The sequence below is a fragment of the Mycobacterium asiaticum genome (genome assembly GCF_001673315.1).
GTDB classification, from domain to species: domain Bacteria; phylum Actinomycetota; class Actinomycetes; order Mycobacteriales; family Mycobacteriaceae; genus Mycobacterium; species Mycobacterium asiaticum_B.
The window spans coordinates 18,499-35,073 of record NZ_LZLQ01000152.1; the positions used below are offsets into that span (position 1 = coordinate 18,499).

The window sequence follows — 16,575 nt, forward strand, 5'->3', positions numbered from 1 at the left end:
ATCGGACCGCAATGACTTTCTCTGCACAAACGGCCACGATCTTGTCCCAAGCGGACACAACCGGGTTGCTCGACATGCGCCAGGGTGGCGCCTGCACCGCCGGGGCGTACGTATACGAAGGGCAGCGGGTCACCACCGCGCGACACGCCCATGACCTGCACCAGCTGGAATACGTCGTGCAGGGCGTGCTGGAAGTCGAGACGGACGCCGGCGCCTACGTGCTGTCCGAGCGGCAAGCCGCCTGGATCCCGGCCGGACTCGGGCACGTCAGCACCATCGACACGCGCGTGCGTTCGGTGTCGATTTTCCTGCACCCGGTCCACCTGACGCCGACCCGTCCGACCGCCGGAATCGTGGTGGTCTCGCCCCTGATCCGGCAGATGATCATCTACGCCTGCCGCTGGCCCATCGACCGCGCGTCCTCCGACCCCGTAGCCGATGCCTATTTCCGCTGTCTCGCGGCACTGCTGGCCGAACTCTTGGAGGCGCAGAGCCCGATCAGCCTGCCCACCACCACGCACCCGCAACTTGCGGCCGCGCTCAAGCGCACCCGGAATGCGTTGGCGGACATAACCTTTGACGAGGCGGCGGACGCGGCGGGCATGTCACCCCGGTCGCTGCGCCGGCTGTGTCACCGCGAATTGCGTATGACCTGGCGCGAATACACGCAACAGGCACGGCTGATGCGGGCCGCCGCGCTGCTTGCCGACCCCGAACTGAGCGTCCTCCAGGTCGCCACCCGGGTGGGGTTCGACAGCGCCAGTTCCTTCACCCGGGCCTTCCGCACCGCGTGGGGCTATCCCCCGTCGGCGTACCGCCGGCACGGCGGCGAGCCCGCGACGTGAAGCTCAGCGCGCAACACCGGGATCACTGAATGAGGGCCAACGGCCGGTATACCGAAAGCGCCCGGTACTTGGAGGCAAAGGTGACCTCGCCGTACTCCTCGCCGACCTCGCCGTCGTGGGCCACGACGGTGGGCGCATCGACGGTGGTGAAGGTGAATTCCGGAACCTGCATCTCGTGATACAGCGGGCTGCGCTGCAACCGACCCAGGATCAGGGCGATGAGGATCCTGGTCCGGGCCAACCGGCGGCCGGTTTCCAGGATCCGGACGTCGATCAGTCCGTCATCCATCCGGGTCCGTCGGGACGGCGCGAATCCCGTTGGCAGATATAGCGAATTCCCGACGAAGAACAGCGAGGTCTGCAGGGTCTTGTTGTCGTAGCGGATGCGCACCGGCTGGCCGTTGCGCAGCGTGTGCACCATGGCGTACATCCCGGCCAGCGGCTTGCCGATGCGCTTCTCCAGTTTTTCGCGCTCCTGGACGAATGCGGGATAGGCACCGATGCTGGCGGTATTGACCACCATCCTGCTGTCGTTCATGCACATCAGGTCGACGCGCGCCACGCTGCCGCGCCTGATCGCCTCGACCGTCTTGGCTACGGTGTCGCAGCCGATGTCCTTGGCGAAATGATTGAAGGTTCCCGCCGGGAAGATCGCCAGCGGCAGTCCCGCCTCCGCAGCAACCGCCGCGGCCGTGGACACGGTGCCGTCACCACCGCCGACCGCCAGCACTTCGGCCCGTTCGGCGGCCTCGCGCAGCACCGGCAGCGGGTCTTGCTCCGGGTCGAGTTCGACGATCTCCATTGCGGGCAGTTCGGTGCGGACTTCGTCGGCCACGCGAGCCCCGGTGCCGCTGCCCGCGGCCGGGTTCACGACCAGGATGACGCCGGCGCCGTCGGGCCGTTCCGGCGCCTCTACCCGAAGTGGTTCCGTTTTGGGCAGCTGAGTTTCGACAACCGGCGGCACCAGCCGGCCACCCGTTACGGCCAGTCCGGCACCGATACCGAACCCGATGACGACGTCGCCCGGGTAGTGCGCACCGACCGCCACCCGCGACAGACCCACCAGGCCGGCCAGCAACGCCAATCCGAAGCCGATCATCGGATTCTCCAGGCCGACACCGACGGCAAATGCGGCCGCACTGGCGGAGTGTCCGGAGGGTAATGAATTCGAGGTCGGCCGGCGCCGGACCCGCCTGACCAGGGGCACCGATTCATAGAGCGGACGGGGACGTCGCCGCAGCCGCTTGGCGACCTGGTTGGTCAGCAGGCTGGTCACCCCGAGCGTGACCACGCCGCGCGTGGCACCGCGTTGCGCGGAGTTCTTCCCGGACGCAAACAGCAGAACGGCGATGGCGAACCACAGCTTGGAGTGGTCGGCCGCCCGGGTCAACGGTGGCATTGCTGAGTCGAGTAGCGGGGTCGGGCTCTCGGCGATCGCCTCGAAGAGTTCCCGATCAAGGGCTCCGAGCCCGTTGGTGATTTTTCTGATGTTGCGTGAGGGTCGCCAGCGCCGCCGGTTCATTGGCCCTACCCTAACGGGCGTCAGAGCCACAGGATCGGTTCGTGGGGACAGCGAGAACTGCACAAGCAGAATCTATTGCGGTGCCGGCCGCTCGGCCTTGCGGCGCAACGTCCAGGCGGGCACCCAATGCGTCACCGTCTTCTGCCTGGAACCGAAGTCGACCGGATAGGTCACCAGCCCCCACCAGTCCCCCTGCTCGCAGATCCCCCAGCAGCTCAGCTTGCCCTCGACCACCTTGTGCAATTGCAGGCCATTCGGGTGGTACCGGCCCGAACGGTGCGGCTGGCGCGGGAACAACACCGTCAAATCGACCAGCACCGGGACGGGCGGACGCACCGGCCGGAACGGACCGCGGACCGGCTGCCCGTTGTAGCCGATGGAGGCGAGTCGTCCCACCGATCGATCATACGTTCGAATACATTCGCGGCACAGGTCCGGCGGCGCGCTGATGATTGAGCAACTTCAGGGGCAGTCCCGGTCGCCTGGCAACATGACCGGTGTGGTCGGCGAGTCGCAACGTCACCGCGGTGCCTGGGACCCGCTGTGGGTTGGCCTGTTCGCCGCCGCAGTGAGCCTGGCCGGTGCCGCGCGGCCGTCGTTCTGGTATGACGAGGCGGCCACCATCTCGGCTTCCTACAGCCGTTCGCTCGACCAGTTGTGGCACATGCTCGGCAATGTCGATGCTGTCCACGGCCTTTACTACCTGCTGATGCACGGCTGGTTCCAGATCTTTCCGCCCACCGAGTTCTGGTCCCGCGCACCCAGCGGCCTGGCCGTCGGTGCCGCCGCGGCTGGAGTGGTGGTGCTGGGCAGGCAGTTGTCTTCGCGTCCGGTCGCGGTGATCGCCGGCCTGGTCTGCGCGGTCCTACCCCGCACGACGTGGGCCGGCATCGAGGCGCGCCCCTCGGCTATGTCGATGATGGCCGCGGTGTGGCTGACGGTGTTGCTCTTGGTAGCTGTCCGGCGAGCCCAGTGCGTCGTGTGGGTGTGTTACGGCGTGGCGCTTGCCCTGTCGATCGTGCTCGACGTGTATCTGGTGTTACTGCTGCTGGCGCATGGCGCCTACATCTGCCTTTTCCATCGTCGGCGAAAAATATTGCTGCCGTTCGGCATAACGTCGGTTATCGCAGTGGGCGCCCTGACGCCGTTTGCGCTTACCGTCGTCGGACAGGTGCACCAGATCAGTTGGGTCGCGCCGATCGGGCACCGGACCATCGAAGACGTCACGATCCAGCAGTATTTCGAACGCAGCCCGGTGTTTGCTGTGCTGTCGGTGGTCATCGTCGTGGCCGCCGTGGTGGTCTGGCTGCGCTCGCCGCGGCGGTTGACCCTGTCGGATCGTCAGTTGCTGTCCTTGGCGATCGCCTGGTCGGTGATTCCGACCGCGCTTATCGTCATCTGGTCGGCGTTGGCGCACCCCATCTATACGCCGCGTTATCTCACCTTCACCGCGCCGGCGGTGGCGCTGACGCTGGGGGTGTGCATTGCCGCCGTGGCCGCCAAGCCGTGGCCGGCCGCCGCGCTGGTGCTTGCGCTGACCGTGGCCGCCGCCCCGGGTTATGTTCGGGTGCAACGCAATCAGTACGCCAAGTACGGCATGGACTACAGCCAGGTCGCCGATCTGATCACCGCGCGGGCGAGCCGGGGCGATTGCCTACTCGTCAACGACACGGTGACCTTCATGCCCGCTCCGATGCGCCCGTTGCTGGCGGCACGTCCGGACGCCTACCGAAAGCTCGACGACCTGACTCTGTGGAAGCGGGCGACCGAGCGCAGCGACGTCTTCGACACCAACCTCATCCCCGAAGTCGTCACCGCGCCATTGAGTCGGTGCCAGGTGGTGTGGATCATCACCCAGGCCGATGAGTCGGTGGCCGCGCACGAACAGGGTGCGGCGCTGCCGCCGGGTCCACGCTACGGAGCGACTCCGGCCTTCGCGGTCCCGCGCGACCTGGGGTTCCGGCTGGTCGAGCGCTGGCAGTTCAACCTGGTTCAGGTGATCAGGGCCGTCCGGTAGTCGCTACCAGATGCGTTACCAGATGCGGATGTAGTCGATCAGCATGGAGGCCGGGAAATTACCGGCAGCGGGATCACCGGCGCCCACACCGCCGACGGCAAGGGTGTACATGGGCGACATCCAATAGCCGGGGTTGTTGAACGGCCACCGGAAGTCGTCAGGCGCGCCGCCGTGCACATGGATCGGCTTCGGCGGCACCGCGAAGTACTGCGCGCCGTCCCGGGAGAACTTGAATCCGTCGGTATCCCAGCGCATTTGCCAGGTGTGCCAGCCACCGTCCACCAGACCGGGGATCGATTTTCCTTCCCAGGTCTTGCCGTTGGACGCCGCGTGCACCGTGGTGCCCGGCGCCCAGTCCCCGTTGCCGTACCACTCGAACACGTCGACCTCACCGTCGGGCAACGGGTCCTCGTTGACCGCCCAGAACGAGGGCCACAGGCCGGGGCTCAGGCAGTCCAGCTTGATCCGCGATTCCCAGGTGGTGCCGATCATGCCGCGAAAGTTGCCGCGCAGTTTGCCGCTGTAGTACGTGCCACCGAAGTCCTTGGTCGCGCGCAGCACCAGGTTGGAGTTGCCGTCCTGGAAGACGTTGCTGGGGTCGTTGCGGTAAATTCCGTCGACCGGCGGGAATACGTCGTCCTGCCAGGTCTGCACGGTCCACTTGGCCGGGTCGGGACCTGAACCGGCGGGGCCGTCGAATTCGTCCTGGAAGATGTACGGCCCGGAACCACCGGCCGAGGGTGCCTGCGGCGGTGTCGGGCGGGCCCACGCTTCGGGAATGGGCATCGAGGCGGCGGCTGCCAGCATGCCGAGGCCTGTCGTCAACAACATGCTGCGACGATCCATTCGAGTACCACCGTTCCTATTCAGCCCATGTAGGCCAGGTTTCCCGACTTGCGCCTTCCCCCTGGGCAGGTTTCACAAACGGTCTTATAGAACCACGGCCCGGGGGAGGCGCGCACGTTGCACACGCGGTGATGCTCGCCTCAGCGTCGAATCAGAACACGCGCACCCAGTCGACCAGCATCTCCTGCGGGTACGAGCCGACCGCCGGATCACCGCCCCCGGAGCCGCCCACGGCGAGATTCAGTACCGGGAACACGGTGTAGTCGGGGTCGTTGAACGGCCATTCTCGGATGGGTTCGTTCAGGTCTTCGATACCGGTCGCCGGAACCGAGAAGTATGGGGCCGCGCCGTCGGCGTAGTCGAGCCAGAAGTACATGCCGGTGACGTCCCACCGCACCCGCCAGTTGTGCCATCCGCTGTCGACGCCGATGGGGAAGGTCTCGAACGCCGTACCGTCCGGGTTGGCGTGCACGGTGGTTCCCGACGGCCAGGTGCCGTTGCCGTACCACTCGATCAGGTCGATTTCGCCGCTACGGCCGGGGTCGTCGTTGGACAACCACCAGGCCGGCCACATGCCGGGGGCGAGGCAGTTCATCTTGATGCGGGCCTCCCACGTGGTGCCCACCCCGCCGCGCCAAAGGCCGTGCACCAGGCCGCCGAAGTAACCGCCACCGTCCCGGGTCGCGCGCAGGACCAGGTTCGATTTGCCGTCCACGAAGACGTTCTGGCGACTGTCGCGGTACTGACCCCAGTACTGGGGTAGGTCGAAGTCGACCGGGTTCTTGATCGGCGTCCGGAAGTTCGACACCGCCCATTTCGACGGATCGGGCGCCGAGCCGGCCGGACCGTCGAATTCGTCGTGCCAGATGAGGCCACCGGCCGCGCCCGCGGCCGGAGCGGCCGGCGCCGGGGCGTGATCCGGGGCGGCCCCGGCAACGGGGGCCGGGATCGCGGCCGCCAGCGCGCTGAATCCCGCCATCATGAGCATGCGGCGGCGGTCCATATGTGCCATGGCAAGGGACGATAGCAGGGGGGTAACGGGCGAGGTTATTGAATGGGTTCGTCGCCCAGGACAGTGGTGCGCAACATCTCCCGGGGCGAGTTCGGGTCGTACGGCGCAGCACGGTGCAGTACCCCGCGGTTGTCCCAAATGACTGTGTCGCCGATCGTCCAGATGTGGCTGTACACCCGGTCGGGAGTGGTGGCACGGTCGAGCAATTCCGCCAGCAACGCCCGACCTTCGTCGAGATCCATGCCGACGACGTAGTCGGCCGAGGCGCCCAACACCAGCGACTTGCGGCCACTGCGGTGCGTCCACACCAGTGGGTGCTCATGGGTGGGCCGGGATCGCCAGCGCGCCAACAGCTCTGGCGACGGGTCGGCGGTCACCCGGCGCTGGGATGCTTCCAGCGAGTGCACCACCCGCAGTGCACCGAAGCGCTCCTTCTCGGCGGGGCTAAGCGCGTCGTACGCCGCGTAGGAATTGGCGAATTCGGTTTCCCCACCCCACTCGGCGACCTGCACCGCGGACAGGATGGTGGCCTTCTGCGGGACTTCGTCACCGAGCGGCGTGCACCCGTCGATGTGCCAGTCGAAGGTGGCCTTGAGGTAGGCCGCCGACGAATTCTTGGCCGGGTTCAGGGTGATCGGATAGATGCCGGCGACGGGGTGGTGCCCGTCGGACGAGTGGTCGATGGCGCCGAGGCGGCGACAGAACGCGACTTGGGCTTCCGGCTCGAGGTGCAGGCCCCGAAAGACCAGTACGCCATTGGTTTCCAGCGCGTCGAGGATGGCCGCACCGACCGAGTCGTTGGAAGCGGCGTGGGCCAGGTCGAGGCCGCAGACCTCAGCACCGACCGACTCGGTGAGCTTGTTGATGGTGAGCAGACTCATGGTCCGGCCTTTCTAGTGAGAAGACAACTGGGCACTGGGTTCGGCTCAAGGCACCGGTTCGCCGGTGCGGATCATCACCGCGTCCGCGGCGTCCACCGGGGCCGGCTGATGCATGATTTCGACCGCCATCGCGACCATGATCAGTGAATAGATCATGTGTAGCAGGTTGAGCGCGTCGTCGGGCAGTCCGTCCAGCGGAAACTTGTCGCAATACTCGATGGCCTCTTCCAACCGCGGGAAGAACGCGTCGTAAAACTCCCGCAGGTCGGCCATCGAGCTGGTCACCCGCGCATTCCAGCGCTCGGTTTCGGTTGCCAGACACCAAATTTGGGCGTAATCCTCCAGCTCGGCGAATGCGCTGGGCAGCAGGTTCTCCGACATCTCACACCCCCGCCGGTGTCTTCTCGCGGCGGTAGGCCTCGACCCAGTCGACGGCCACCTTGTGCAGATGGCGCACCAAGATCTCCTGATCGTTGAGCGGAAAGTCGTCAACAACGCCGTATTCCAGCGCGGCTTGCGTCCCACCCAACATCCCGGCGTCCTGCAGCGCGAATTCCTTGAGCACCACCGCGGCCACTTCGTGCTCGATGCGCTCGCGCACGCTCCGTGCCGGGTGGAAATAGGTGTAAGCCTCGAAGCGGTGGGTGTTGTACGAAGTCGGCCAGTAGCGGTAGAGCAGATACCAACCGCCGTAGATCAGGATCTCGGTATTGGGGAAAATCTGGAAGTTGCTGATTCCCCACTGTTCGATCCCGCCCGGATTGAGTCCGGCGATCGGCAATTCACCGATATCGGGGGTACGCCACGGGCCGACCAATCCGCTGCGCGTGGCCCGCTCGATCGGGTACATGTACTCCGGCGGCAGCAGCCAGCGACGCCGCCCCGCGGTGGAGACCATCCGGTGCGGCCCGTCGAGTTGGAAATGCCCGCAGGTGAATCCGGCGTTCGGGTCACGGACCTCCGCGGGAACCTGCTGCGAGTGCAGCGACGGCACGTGGTAATACTCCTGGAACGCGTCGGCGAAAATCTTCCAGTTGCTGTTGTTGTGGGCGACCCACTCGTAGCGTTCGGTCAGTTTCCCGAACGGGTAGTCGTCCAGACCGGTGATCATAGGACCCAGGAACTCGCGCAGGCTCTGCCGCGGTTCGGCGTCGAAGTTGATGAAGATGAAACCGTTCCACACATCGCAGTGCACCGGCCGCAACCCGTATTCGGCTGGATCCAGATCGAAGAACTCCGACTGCTGCTGCACGAAATTCAGTGCGCCGTCCAGACCGTAACGCCAACCGTGGTATTTGCAGGTGAACTGCCGACAGGTCCCGCGGGTCTCGTCACCGGGAAAGTCGTTCCACACCAACTTGTTTCCCCGGTGCCGGCACACGTTGTAAAAGGCACGAATGCGGTCGTCGCGGCCTTTGACCAGGATGACGGAGCTGCGGGTCACCTCAATTTCCTTGGTGAGGTAGCTACCGGTCCGGGGCAACTCCTCGACACGGGCGACGTTCAGCCACGCCCGTTTGAAGACGGCTTCGCGCTCCAATTCGTAGAACTCCTCAGAAGTGGAGTCCCGGAAGGAAATTGGCGCGGTACCCAGCTCGGGGTAATGCTCGGTCCACGACCCTTCGGCGGGTCTGCCCGATCGTGTCATCGTGGCCTCCTTGTCATCGCACCGATGTCATAAGCACCGGCGTCATAAGCACCGGTGTCATAGCACCGATCCGCCGTTGACACCCACAACCTGACCGGTGATGAACCTGGCCTCGTCCGAGCACAGGAACCCCACCGCCGCGGCGATGTCTGCCCCGGTTCCCAGGTATCCCACCGGAATGTTGCCGGCCATCTGTTCGTTGGGCGGCAGGTAGCCGGCCGCCTGCCCCTGGTGCTGCATCGGCGTCTCGATCCCCGAGGGCGGAATGGTGTTGACCGTGATCCCTTGTGCCGCATACTCGCGGGCCAGTGACTTGGTCAGGGTCAGCACTGCGCCTTTGGCAGCCGCGTAGTGGGCGGCGAAGGGCGACCCGCGCTGCGCGCTCGACGACGAGATCAGCACGATCCTGCCCCAATTGGCGGCCAGCATGTCCGGCAGCGCGACTTGGCAGCAATGGAAGGTGCCGGTCAGGTTGACATCGACGATGCGGGCCCAATCCGCGACGGTGATGTCCAGGAACGCCGAGAAGCCGAAGAGCCCGGCACTGGTCACCAGGACCGAGACCGGACCCAGTTCGCTGCGCACCTTGGCGAACGCCTGCTCGACGGCGACGCGGTCGGTGACGTCGGCGCCGACACCGAGGGCGGTGACCCCACTTTCCCGTAAATCGTCGGTAACCCGCTGTGCGGCATCCTCATTCACGTCGAGTACCGCCACCTTGTGGCCGCGTCGGCCCAATTCGTGGCAGGTCGCTTCGCCGATGCCCGAAGCGCCACCCGTCACCACCGCCACCCTGGCCACTCTGGTCATCGGATCGTCTCCCGGCTCACTCGTAGACCACCCGTACCACCGGCGTGGTCGGTTGCGCCTGGCAGGTCAGCACCCACCCCTCGGCCACCTCTTCCTCCTCGAGCGCTTCGTTGTTCAGCATCCGCGCGCAGCCTTCGGTCAGGCGCGCCATACACGTTCCGCAAGAACCGACTTCACACGACGACGGCGGGGACAATCCGGCCATCCGGGCCGTCTGCAGCAGGGTGTCACCCGGCGAGTAGGACACCGCGGTGGTGCGCCCGCCGAGTTCGATCGTCACCTGTGCGGCGTCGACGCAGGACAAAGCAGGGGATTCAGACATCTCCATCAGAGTATCAACTACTTGTGAATGTTATCAAGTACTAGATAAAGGGAGGTCACTCGTCCACGTGATCGGTGAACAGCTCATGACCGGTGCCCTTCTCCACGACGCGGCCCAGCAGTTCGCGCAGTGTCTCCTGCTCCTGCGGGCTGAGCACGCCGAACACCTGCTCGTGGGCGGCCACAGCGTCGCTGACCACCGTCGCGGCGGCCTTGCGTCCTTCGCCGGTGAGGTAGGCCTGCAGGATGCGGCCGTGCGCCGGGTTCTTCTTCCTTTCCACCAGTCCCCGGCGCTCCAGCGACGTCAACGCAAGCTGAACACCTTGCGGACTGATCAGCAGCCGTCGGGCGAGATCGGCGCCGGACAGGCCGGGTTCATTGGCAAGCTGGCGGAGCACGCCGATCTGCGCCGTGCTGACGCCGTGCGTGCTCATGGCCTCGTTGATGGTCGTCAGCGAGTAGTAGAAGGCCTGTTTGAGAAGCCACAGGATGTTGTCGGTGAGTTCGATGTCGGCCCCCGTCATGCGTCGGCGCCCGCCGGTGCTTTGTAAACCTGTCCGTTCTTCATGACGAACGCGACGTCGGAGGTGGCCCCGATGTCCCGGGCGGGGTCACCCGGCACGGCGATGATGTCGGCCAGGTAACCCGGCGCCAGCCGGCCGAGTTCGTCGTCGGCTTCGATCAATTCGGCGGCCACCACGGTGGCGGCCCGGATCGCCTGCATGGGGGTCATGCCGCGGTCGACCAGGGCCCGAAGTTCTTTGGCGTTCTGGCCGTGCGGGATCGCCGGCGCGTCGGTGCCGCACGCGATTCGCACCCCGGCCGCAATCGCCTTGGGCAGCATCGCCTTTGCGCGAGGAAAGACTTCCTCGGCCTTCTTGCGGAGTTCCGGCGCAATCCGGTCGATCGCCATCGCTTCGGTCAGATAGGTGGTCGAGACCAGGAAGGTGCCGTGATCGACCATCATCTGGATCGTCTCGTCAGTGGCCAGAAACCCGTGTTCGATGCAGTCGATCCCAGCGCGAATGCAGGCCCGAATCGCGGAGTCGCCGACGGCGTGCGCGGCCACCCGGACCCCGGCGCGGTGCGCCTCGTCGGCGATCGCAGCGAACTCGGCGTCGGAGTACTGCTGAGAACCCGGCGCGGTGCTGTGCGACATGACGCCCCCCGAAGCCGACACCTTGATCAGCTTGGCGCCGTGCCGAATCTGGTAACGCACACAGGCGATCACGTCGGGCACGCCGTTGGCTATCCCCTCGGCTACCGAAAGTGGCATGACCCCCGGCGCCATCCGCTGGAACACCGTCGGGTCCAGGTGCCCGCCATAGGGCGTGACGGCATGCCCCGCGGGATAGATCCGCGGCCCCACGTGCCAGCCCTGGTCCACGGCGCGCTGCAGCGCAACGTCGAGCAGATAACCGCCGGTCTTGACCATCAGCCCCAGGTTGCGCACCGTGGTGAAACCGGCGTCCAGTGTGGTGCGGGCATTCACCGCGGCCCGCAACGTTCGGTACGCCGGATCGTCCTGCACGCCATGCATGGGGGCAGGCAAGCCTTCGGGACCGCCGGGGCCGCCGATGAACAGATTCAGTTCCATGTCCATCAGGCCCGGTAACAGCGTCACGTCCCCGAGGTCGACGACCGTGGCCGAATCGTATTCCACCCGTTCGGGGTTGACGGCGGTGATGCGCTCGCCTTCGACCACCACTACAGCGGGCGAGCGCACCCCACCGGCGTCGACGTCCGCCCATCGGGCCGCCCGCAGAACGGTCGCACCGGTCACGGAACCGGCTCAGACACACAGTCCAGGGTGGAGGCGCCCGAGTCCGGCACCCGAGGCTGCTTCCAGCACTCCATCGGAAACGACACCATGATCATGGAGTACAGCAGGTGCATCAGGTTCAGGACATCTTCGGGCAGATCGTCCAGCGGGAACTTGTCACAGTAGGCCAGCGCCTCCTCGGCACGGGGAATGATCGCGTCATAGAACGCCTTCATCTCCGTCATCGAACTGGCCAGCCGCTTGGCGTAACGCTGCGCCTCGGACGGCAGGCACCAGTCCGAGAAAGGCTCGAGATCGGCGAATTCTGTTGGGAGCACTGCCATCACACCCCCGCCGAGGCGCGGTAGTCCTCGATCCAGGCCGCGGTCTCCTTGTGCAGGTGCCGAATCAGGATCTCCTGGTCACACAGCAGGAACTCGTCGAGCACCTGCGACTCGATCATCGACTGGGTCGCTTCGAGGGTGTTGGCGTCCTGCAGCCCGTATTCCTTGAACGACACTGCCGCCAGCTCTTGGGCCACCCGCTCCCGCGGCGTCCGTGGTTGTGGGAAGTACAGCGTGCCCTCGAACACGTGCCTGTTGTACGAGGTCGGCCAGTAGTGATAGGTCAGATACCAGCCCTGGCCCCAGAACAGCACCACGAAGTTGGGGAACAGCTGGAACGAATCCAGGCCCCACGGATCGCATTTCGCCGGGTTCAGCCCCCTCGGCATCTCACCGAGGTCGGGCTTGTCCCACGGTCCGAAAAGTCCGCTCTGACAGATGTCCTCGATCGGTTTGCGCATCTCGGCCGCCATCTCCCAGGCGCGCACCCCCGACGTGCTGACCAACCGGTGCGGCCCCTCCAGCCGGTAGTGCGGAGCCTCGAAACCGGCCTCGGCCGCCGCCTTCGAATACGCCGTCGGCGACTGGTTCGCATGCAACACCGGCGCGTGATAGAACTCCTGGAACGCGTCCATGTAGAGCTTCCAATTCGCCTTCACCTCCGAGCGGTAGTGCCAGCGGGAGGTCATCTTGTCGAATGGATAGCCTTCCAGGTCGGTGATCATCGGCCCGAGGAATTCACGCAGCGACTGTTCCGGTTGTTTGGCGAAGTTGACGAAGACGAAGCCCTCCCAGATGTCGCAGTGCACCGGGACCAACCCGTACCGACTCTTGTCGAGGTCGAAGAACTCCTCCTCCTGCTGCACGAACGTCAGGTTGCCGTCCAAGTCGTACCGCCAGGCGTGGTACTTGCAAGTGAACTGGCGGCACACCCCGCTGGTCTCTTCGAGGGGCATGTCGTTCCAGACCAGCTTGTTGCCTCGATGACGACAGACGTTGTGGTACGCCGTGACTTCACCAGATCCGGTGCGCACCAAGATGATCGAAGTGTTGACCACCTTGAGCTCTTTGGTGAAGTAGCTGCCTTTGCGTGGCAGCTGCTCGATCCGCCCGACATTCAGCCAGGCCCGTTTGAAGATCGCCTCACGCTCCAGCCGGTAGATCTCCGGGCTGATGGAATCCTGGTACGAGACCGGCCCGGTGCCCAGTTCGGGGTAATGCTGTGTCCAGCTACCTTCGGCCGGCTTAGGGAATCGCGCCATGATGCTCCTGTCCGTTCCGTCGCAGCCGACGGTATATGCTCGGAGTTCTAATCACAAGTAGTTGAGATTGCCGATCGGAGGCCGGAATGGGTCAAACCCTGCGTTCGGGGCGGGTTTTCGAAGTGGTTTCACCGCACACCGAGGAACCGGTCGCCGAGGTTACGGCCGCGGGTCCGGACGACGTCGACGCGGCGGTCAACGCCGCGCGCGCCGCTCTGGACTCCGGGCCCTGGGGTCGTTCCGAGCCGGCGGAGCGCATCGCGGCGGTCCGCCGTCTGGTCGATGTCTACGACGAGCACCGCCGCCAGATGGCCGACACCATCACCACCGAGATCGGCGCCCCGATCACCTTCGCCAAACGCGCTCAGGTGGGTCTGGCCGCGATGATGATGCGCGCATTCTGCGATCTGGCCGAACGGCATCCGTGGCAGGAGACGAGGACCGGATTCTTCGGCGCCGATGTGCAGGTGCGCAAGGAGCCGGTGGGGGTGGTTGCCGCGATCGTGCCCTGGAACATGCCGCAGTTCCTGATCACCACCAAGCTGATCCCCGCGCTGCTTGCCGGCTGCACCGTGGTACTCAAGCCCGCGCCCGAATCCCCCTTGGACGCACTGCTTTTGGCGGACCTGCTGGACCAGGTCGACTTGCCCGAGGGCGTGGTGAGCGTGCTGCCGGGCGACGGCTCCGTCGGAGAACTGCTGGTCGGCCATCCCGGGGTGGACAAAGTCTCCTTCACCGGCTCCAGCGCCGCGGGACGCGCCGTTGCCGCGGCATGCGCCGCCAATCTCACCCGGGTCGGCCTGGAGCTCGGTGGAAAATCCGCCGCGATCATCCTCGACGACGCCGAACCAGAGAAGGTGGCCGCCGGCGTGCGTTCGGCGAGCTTGTCCAACAGCGGCCAGATCTGCAATGCCCTGACCCGCCTGCTGGTTCCGCAGGGGCGCCACGACGAGTACACCGACGCGCTGGCCGCTGAGATGGCCGCCATCCGGGTGGGCAATCCCACCGATCCCGACACCCAGATGGGCCCACTAGTGTCCCGCCGCCAGCAGCAACGCGTGCTCGACTACATCCGGATCGGCGAAGACGAAGGCGCCCGGCGGGTGCTCGGAGGTACCGACCTGCCCGACGGTCTCGACCGCGGCTGGTATGTCCAACCCACCCTGTTCGCCGGTGCCGACAACAGCATGACAATCGCGCGCGAGGAGATCTTCGGACCGGTGCTCACCGTCATCCCGTACCGGGACGAGGACGACGCGGTGGCCATTGCCAACGACAACGACTACGGGCTGGCCGGTTCGGTGTGGTCCGCCGACACCGACCGAGCGCTGCGGATCGCCGGCCGGGTACGCACCGGCACCCTGGGAATCAACCAGGGCTACACCATGGACCCGTTCGCGCCGTTCGGCGGGGTGAAGGCCAGCGGCTACGGTCGAGAACTTGGCCCGGAGGGCATCGACGGCTACCTGGACGCCAAGTCCATCGCGGTCGCGCCCTGATCACGTTGCGCCGCAACGAGTTCAGGTGGGTTCGCTGACCTTCACCAGCGTCTTGCCGATGTTGGCTCCGGTGAACAAGCCGTTGAGGGCATCGACGCACGACTCGATGCCGTCGAAGATGGTCTGCCGATGACGCAGCCGCCCTTCGGCTTCCCATTGCCGCAGGTTCGCGAACGCCTCGTCGAACCGGCCCCATTGATCGAGCGCGTTGAAGCCCTGCATGCTCGCGGTTTTGGCCAGCAGGTTGACGTAATTCGACGGTCCCGGGTGCTCACCGGTGAGGTAGCTGGAGATCACGCCGCACAGCACTACCCGCGCTCTGGGGGCCAACCGGCCCAGCACGGCGTCCAGGATGGGTCCGCCGACATTATCGAAGTAGACGTCGACCCGCTTCGGGCAATGTTGTTTGAGTCCGGCCGAGACGTCCTCGTTCTTGTAGTCGATGCACGCGTCGAATCCGAAATCCTCGACTACTGCCCGGCATTTCTGCGGGCCGCCCGCGATGCCGACCACCCGGGCTCCGGCGACCTTCGCGATCTGGCCGGCGATCGATCCGGTGGCGCCCGCTGCCGCCGACACCACGACCGTCTCGCCCGGTTGCGGCCGCCCGATGTCGGTCATCCCGAAATATGCGGTGGCACCGGTGGGGCCGTACACCGACATGATGGCCAGCTGGTCGGTTTCCCCCGGGATGGGCGTGCTGAAGATGTCGTCGCGGATGATCACGTATTCCTGAAATCCGGTCAGCGTGGTGACGATGTCACCGACCGCGTAAGCCTCGCAACGGGATTCGACCACCTCACCGATCCCGGCGGCCCGGATGACCTCCCCCAGCTGGACCGGCGGCAGGTAGCTGGGCTGGTCGTCCAGCCAGGTCCGGACGGCGGCATCAAGGCCCACGTAAGTGGTGCGCAGCAGCGCCTCCCCGTCGGCGGGCTCCGGTGCCGGACGGGTAATCAGCTCGGTGTCGTCGGGCTGTACCAACCCGGAGGGACGGCGACGCAACAGGATCTGACGATTCGGCAACTCAGGCACGGTGCAGAGCCTATTCGCCCCGGCTTGGCGTGTGGGAGCATTCCAGCATGAACCCCGAGGACGACCCAGAAGCCCGCATTCGGGAGCTGGAGCAGCCGTTGGCCGACCGGGCGCACGCGAGCGAATTGGGCGGGGGTGCCGACTACAACTACCCGCCCCCACCACCCGGACCGGTGCCGCCGCCGGCCAGTTCGGGTATGGCGCAGCCGTCCTCCATATCGCCGAACCTTTCGCCGCCGTCCTACGGCTACGAGAGTCCGTTCCCCGGCGCGACACCCCGATCCTCCTCCGGCATGCGCTGGTTCTGGATTTTGGCGGCGGTCGGTGTGCTCGGCGTGCTGCTGCTGGTCGGCGGCATCGCCGCCTACGCTGCCCGCCAGTTCTCCCACGGTGATCTCGTGGTCGAATCTCCCACCGAGACCACCTCGGCGGTGCCCACCCCCGGCGGTCGGGCACCGTCGGTAAAAACGCACGCCCCCAGTTCGGGTCCGTCACCATCGGCCACCGCGCCGGCCGCCCAGCCGGTCATCGTCTCGGGCATCAACGAGAACAAGACGATTGCCTGCGACGGTGGCATCAGCATCACGGTCAGCGGTATCTCCAACACGGTGGTATTGACCGGGCACTGCGCCAACGTCACTGTGTCCGGCTTGCAGAACATCATCACCGTGGACTCCGCCGACGAGATCGATGCCAGCGGGCTGAACAACAAGATCACCTATCATTCCGGCTCGCCGAAGGTCTCGAAGCTCGGCAACGGCAACGTCGTCG

17 protein-coding genes and 1 pseudogene are annotated in these 16,575 nt (G+C 65.9%); 4 read left to right on the top strand and 14 right to left on the bottom strand.

Going from position 1 to position 16,575, the window contains the following annotated elements:
* Positions 1 to 11: 11 nt before the first annotated feature.
* Complete coding sequence (locus tag A5636_RS24670) at positions 12 to 845, top strand: AraC family transcriptional regulator (RefSeq protein ID WP_065161273.1); 834 nt, start codon at positions 12 to 14, stop codon at positions 843 to 845.
* A gap of 22 nt (positions 846 to 867) precedes the next feature.
* Here A5636_RS24670 and A5636_RS24675 read toward each other — a convergent pair whose 3' ends face one another.
* Positions 868 to 2,367 (bottom strand): bifunctional phosphatase PAP2/diacylglycerol kinase family protein, encoded by a 1,500-nt coding sequence (locus A5636_RS24675; protein ID WP_065161274.1) that lies wholly within the window; start codon positions 2,365 to 2,367, stop codon positions 868 to 870.
* 72 nt (positions 2,368 to 2,439) lie between these two features.
* Positions 2,440 to 2,763 carry a hypothetical protein gene (locus tag A5636_RS24680; RefSeq protein ID WP_065161275.1) on the bottom strand — a complete coding sequence of 108 codons (324 nt, stop codon included), beginning with the start codon at positions 2,761 to 2,763 and terminating at the stop codon, positions 2,440 to 2,442.
* Positions 2,764 to 2,857: 94 nt separating this feature from the next.
* Between A5636_RS24680 and A5636_RS24685 the strand changes: the two genes are divergently transcribed.
* Positions 2,858 to 4,384 carry a glycosyltransferase family 39 protein gene (locus tag A5636_RS24685; RefSeq protein ID WP_065161289.1) on the top strand — a complete coding sequence of 509 codons (1,527 nt, stop codon included), beginning with the start codon at positions 2,858 to 2,860 and terminating at the stop codon, positions 4,382 to 4,384.
* Between the two features lie 15 nt (positions 4,385 to 4,399).
* Here A5636_RS24685 and A5636_RS24690 read toward each other — a convergent pair whose 3' ends face one another.
* The 11 genes and pseudogenes from A5636_RS24690 to A5636_RS24740 all read right to left on the bottom strand — a co-directional run bounded on the left by A5636_RS24690 (position 4,400) and on the right by A5636_RS24740 (position 13,270).
* A complete protein-coding gene (locus tag A5636_RS24690; protein WP_065161276.1) occupies positions 4,400 to 5,230 on the bottom strand; it encodes a glycoside hydrolase family 16 protein in 831 nt (276 codons plus the stop codon).
* Positions 5,231 to 5,381: 151 nt separating this feature from the next.
* The gene (locus tag A5636_RS24695) at positions 5,382 to 6,233 is read right to left on the bottom strand and encodes a glycoside hydrolase family 16 protein (protein WP_253900690.1); all 852 of its coding nucleotides are present in this window, start codon (positions 6,231 to 6,233) and stop codon (positions 5,382 to 5,384) included.
* A 44-nt stretch (positions 6,234 to 6,277) separates the two neighbouring features.
* Positions 6,278 to 7,123, bottom strand: coding sequence for a TauD/TfdA dioxygenase family protein (locus A5636_RS24700; protein WP_065161277.1), 846 nt, complete (start codon positions 7,121 to 7,123; stop codon positions 6,278 to 6,280).
* 45 nt (positions 7,124 to 7,168) lie between these two features.
* A complete protein-coding gene (locus tag A5636_RS24705; RefSeq protein WP_065161278.1) occupies positions 7,169 to 7,504 on the bottom strand; it encodes a hypothetical protein in 336 nt (111 codons plus the stop codon).
* A 1-nt stretch (position 7,505) separates the two neighbouring features.
* Positions 7,506 to 8,771 (bottom strand): aromatic ring-hydroxylating oxygenase subunit alpha, encoded by a 1,266-nt coding sequence (locus A5636_RS24710; protein WP_065161279.1) that lies wholly within the window; start codon positions 8,769 to 8,771, stop codon positions 7,506 to 7,508.
* A gap of 57 nt (positions 8,772 to 8,828) precedes the next feature.
* Positions 8,829 to 9,581: an SDR family NAD(P)-dependent oxidoreductase gene (locus A5636_RS24715; RefSeq protein ID WP_172827311.1), complete on the bottom strand. Its 753-nt coding sequence runs from the start codon at positions 9,579 to 9,581 to the stop codon at positions 8,829 to 8,831.
* A gap of 16 nt (positions 9,582 to 9,597) precedes the next feature.
* A pseudogene (locus A5636_RS24720) lies at positions 9,598 to 9,867 on the bottom strand (2Fe-2S iron-sulfur cluster-binding protein); the annotation flags it as partial.
* A gap of 91 nt (positions 9,868 to 9,958) precedes the next feature.
* Positions 9,959 to 10,411: a MarR family winged helix-turn-helix transcriptional regulator gene (locus A5636_RS24725; RefSeq protein WP_065161292.1), complete on the bottom strand. Its 453-nt coding sequence runs from the start codon at positions 10,409 to 10,411 to the stop codon at positions 9,959 to 9,961.
* An 11-nt stretch (positions 10,412 to 10,422) separates the two neighbouring features.
* Positions 10,423 to 11,685 carry a metal-dependent hydrolase family protein gene (locus A5636_RS24730; RefSeq protein WP_065161281.1) on the bottom strand — a complete coding sequence of 421 codons (1,263 nt, stop codon included), beginning with the start codon at positions 11,683 to 11,685 and terminating at the stop codon, positions 10,423 to 10,425.
* Positions 11,682 to 12,008 (bottom strand): hypothetical protein, encoded by a 327-nt coding sequence (locus A5636_RS24735; RefSeq protein WP_065161282.1) that lies wholly within the window; start codon positions 12,006 to 12,008, stop codon positions 11,682 to 11,684. Before A5636_RS24735 ends, A5636_RS24730 begins: the two co-directional genes overlap by 4 nt.
* On the bottom strand, positions 12,008 to 13,270 hold the full coding sequence (locus A5636_RS24740) for an aromatic ring-hydroxylating oxygenase subunit alpha (RefSeq protein ID WP_065161283.1): 1,263 nt from the start codon (positions 13,268 to 13,270) through the stop codon (positions 12,008 to 12,010). The genes A5636_RS24735 and A5636_RS24740 overlap by 1 nt, the downstream gene beginning before the upstream one ends.
* Positions 13,271 to 13,356: 86 nt before the next feature.
* Between A5636_RS24740 and A5636_RS24745 the strand changes: the two genes are divergently transcribed.
* Positions 13,357 to 14,769 (top strand): aldehyde dehydrogenase, encoded by a 1,413-nt coding sequence (locus A5636_RS24745; protein WP_065161284.1) that lies wholly within the window; start codon positions 13,357 to 13,359, stop codon positions 14,767 to 14,769.
* 21 nt (positions 14,770 to 14,790) lie between these two features.
* On the opposite strand, the gene A5636_RS24750 is transcribed toward A5636_RS24745, so the two are convergent.
* Complete coding sequence (locus tag A5636_RS24750; protein ID WP_065161285.1) at positions 14,791 to 15,804, bottom strand: NADP-dependent oxidoreductase; 1,014 nt, start codon at positions 15,802 to 15,804, stop codon at positions 14,791 to 14,793.
* Between the two features lie 47 nt (positions 15,805 to 15,851).
* On the opposite strand from A5636_RS24750, the gene A5636_RS24755 reads away from it, so the two are divergent.
* On the top strand, positions 15,852 to 16,575 hold a 724-nt coding region (locus A5636_RS24755; protein WP_065161286.1), incomplete at its 3' end, for a DUF3060 domain-containing protein.

What these genes read in the sequence shown, in the direction of transcription:
- A5636_RS24690 (WP_065161276.1), bottom strand. Translation starts at nt 5,230, where the DNA reads ATGGATCGTCGCAGCATGTTGTTGACGACAGGCCTCGGCATGCTGGCA.
- A5636_RS24705 (WP_065161278.1), bottom strand. Translation starts at nt 7,504, where the DNA reads ATGTCGGAGAACCTGCTGCCCAGCGCATTCGCCGAGCTGGAGGATTAC.
- A5636_RS24695 (WP_253900690.1), bottom strand. Translation starts at nt 6,233, where the DNA reads ATGGACCGCCGCCGCATGCTCATGATGGCGGGATTCAGCGCGCTGGCG.
- A5636_RS24745 (WP_065161284.1), top strand. Translation starts at nt 13,357, where the DNA reads ATGGGTCAAACCCTGCGTTCGGGGCGGGTTTTCGAAGTGGTTTCACCG.
- A5636_RS24675 (WP_065161274.1), bottom strand. Translation starts at nt 2,367, where the DNA reads ATGAACCGGCGGCGCTGGCGACCCTCACGCAACATCAGAAAAATCACC.
- A5636_RS24735 (WP_065161282.1), bottom strand. Translation starts at nt 12,008, where the DNA reads ATGGCAGTGCTCCCAACAGAATTCGCCGATCTCGAGCCTTTCTCGGAC.
- A5636_RS24700 (WP_065161277.1), bottom strand. Translation starts at nt 7,123, where the DNA reads ATGAGTCTGCTCACCATCAACAAGCTCACCGAGTCGGTCGGTGCTGAG.
- A5636_RS24670 (WP_065161273.1), top strand. Translation starts at nt 12, where the DNA reads ATGACTTTCTCTGCACAAACGGCCACGATCTTGTCCCAAGCGGACACA.
- A5636_RS24710 (WP_065161279.1), bottom strand. Translation starts at nt 8,771, where the DNA reads ATGACACGATCGGGCAGACCCGCCGAAGGGTCGTGGACCGAGCATTAC.
- A5636_RS24685 (WP_065161289.1), top strand. Translation starts at nt 2,858, where the DNA reads ATGACCGGTGTGGTCGGCGAGTCGCAACGTCACCGCGGTGCCTGGGAC.
- A5636_RS24715 (WP_172827311.1), bottom strand. Translation starts at nt 9,581, where the DNA reads ATGACCAGAGTGGCCAGGGTGGCGGTGGTGACGGGTGGCGCTTCGGGC.
- A5636_RS24740 (WP_065161283.1), bottom strand. Translation starts at nt 13,270, where the DNA reads ATGGCGCGATTCCCTAAGCCGGCCGAAGGTAGCTGGACACAGCATTAC.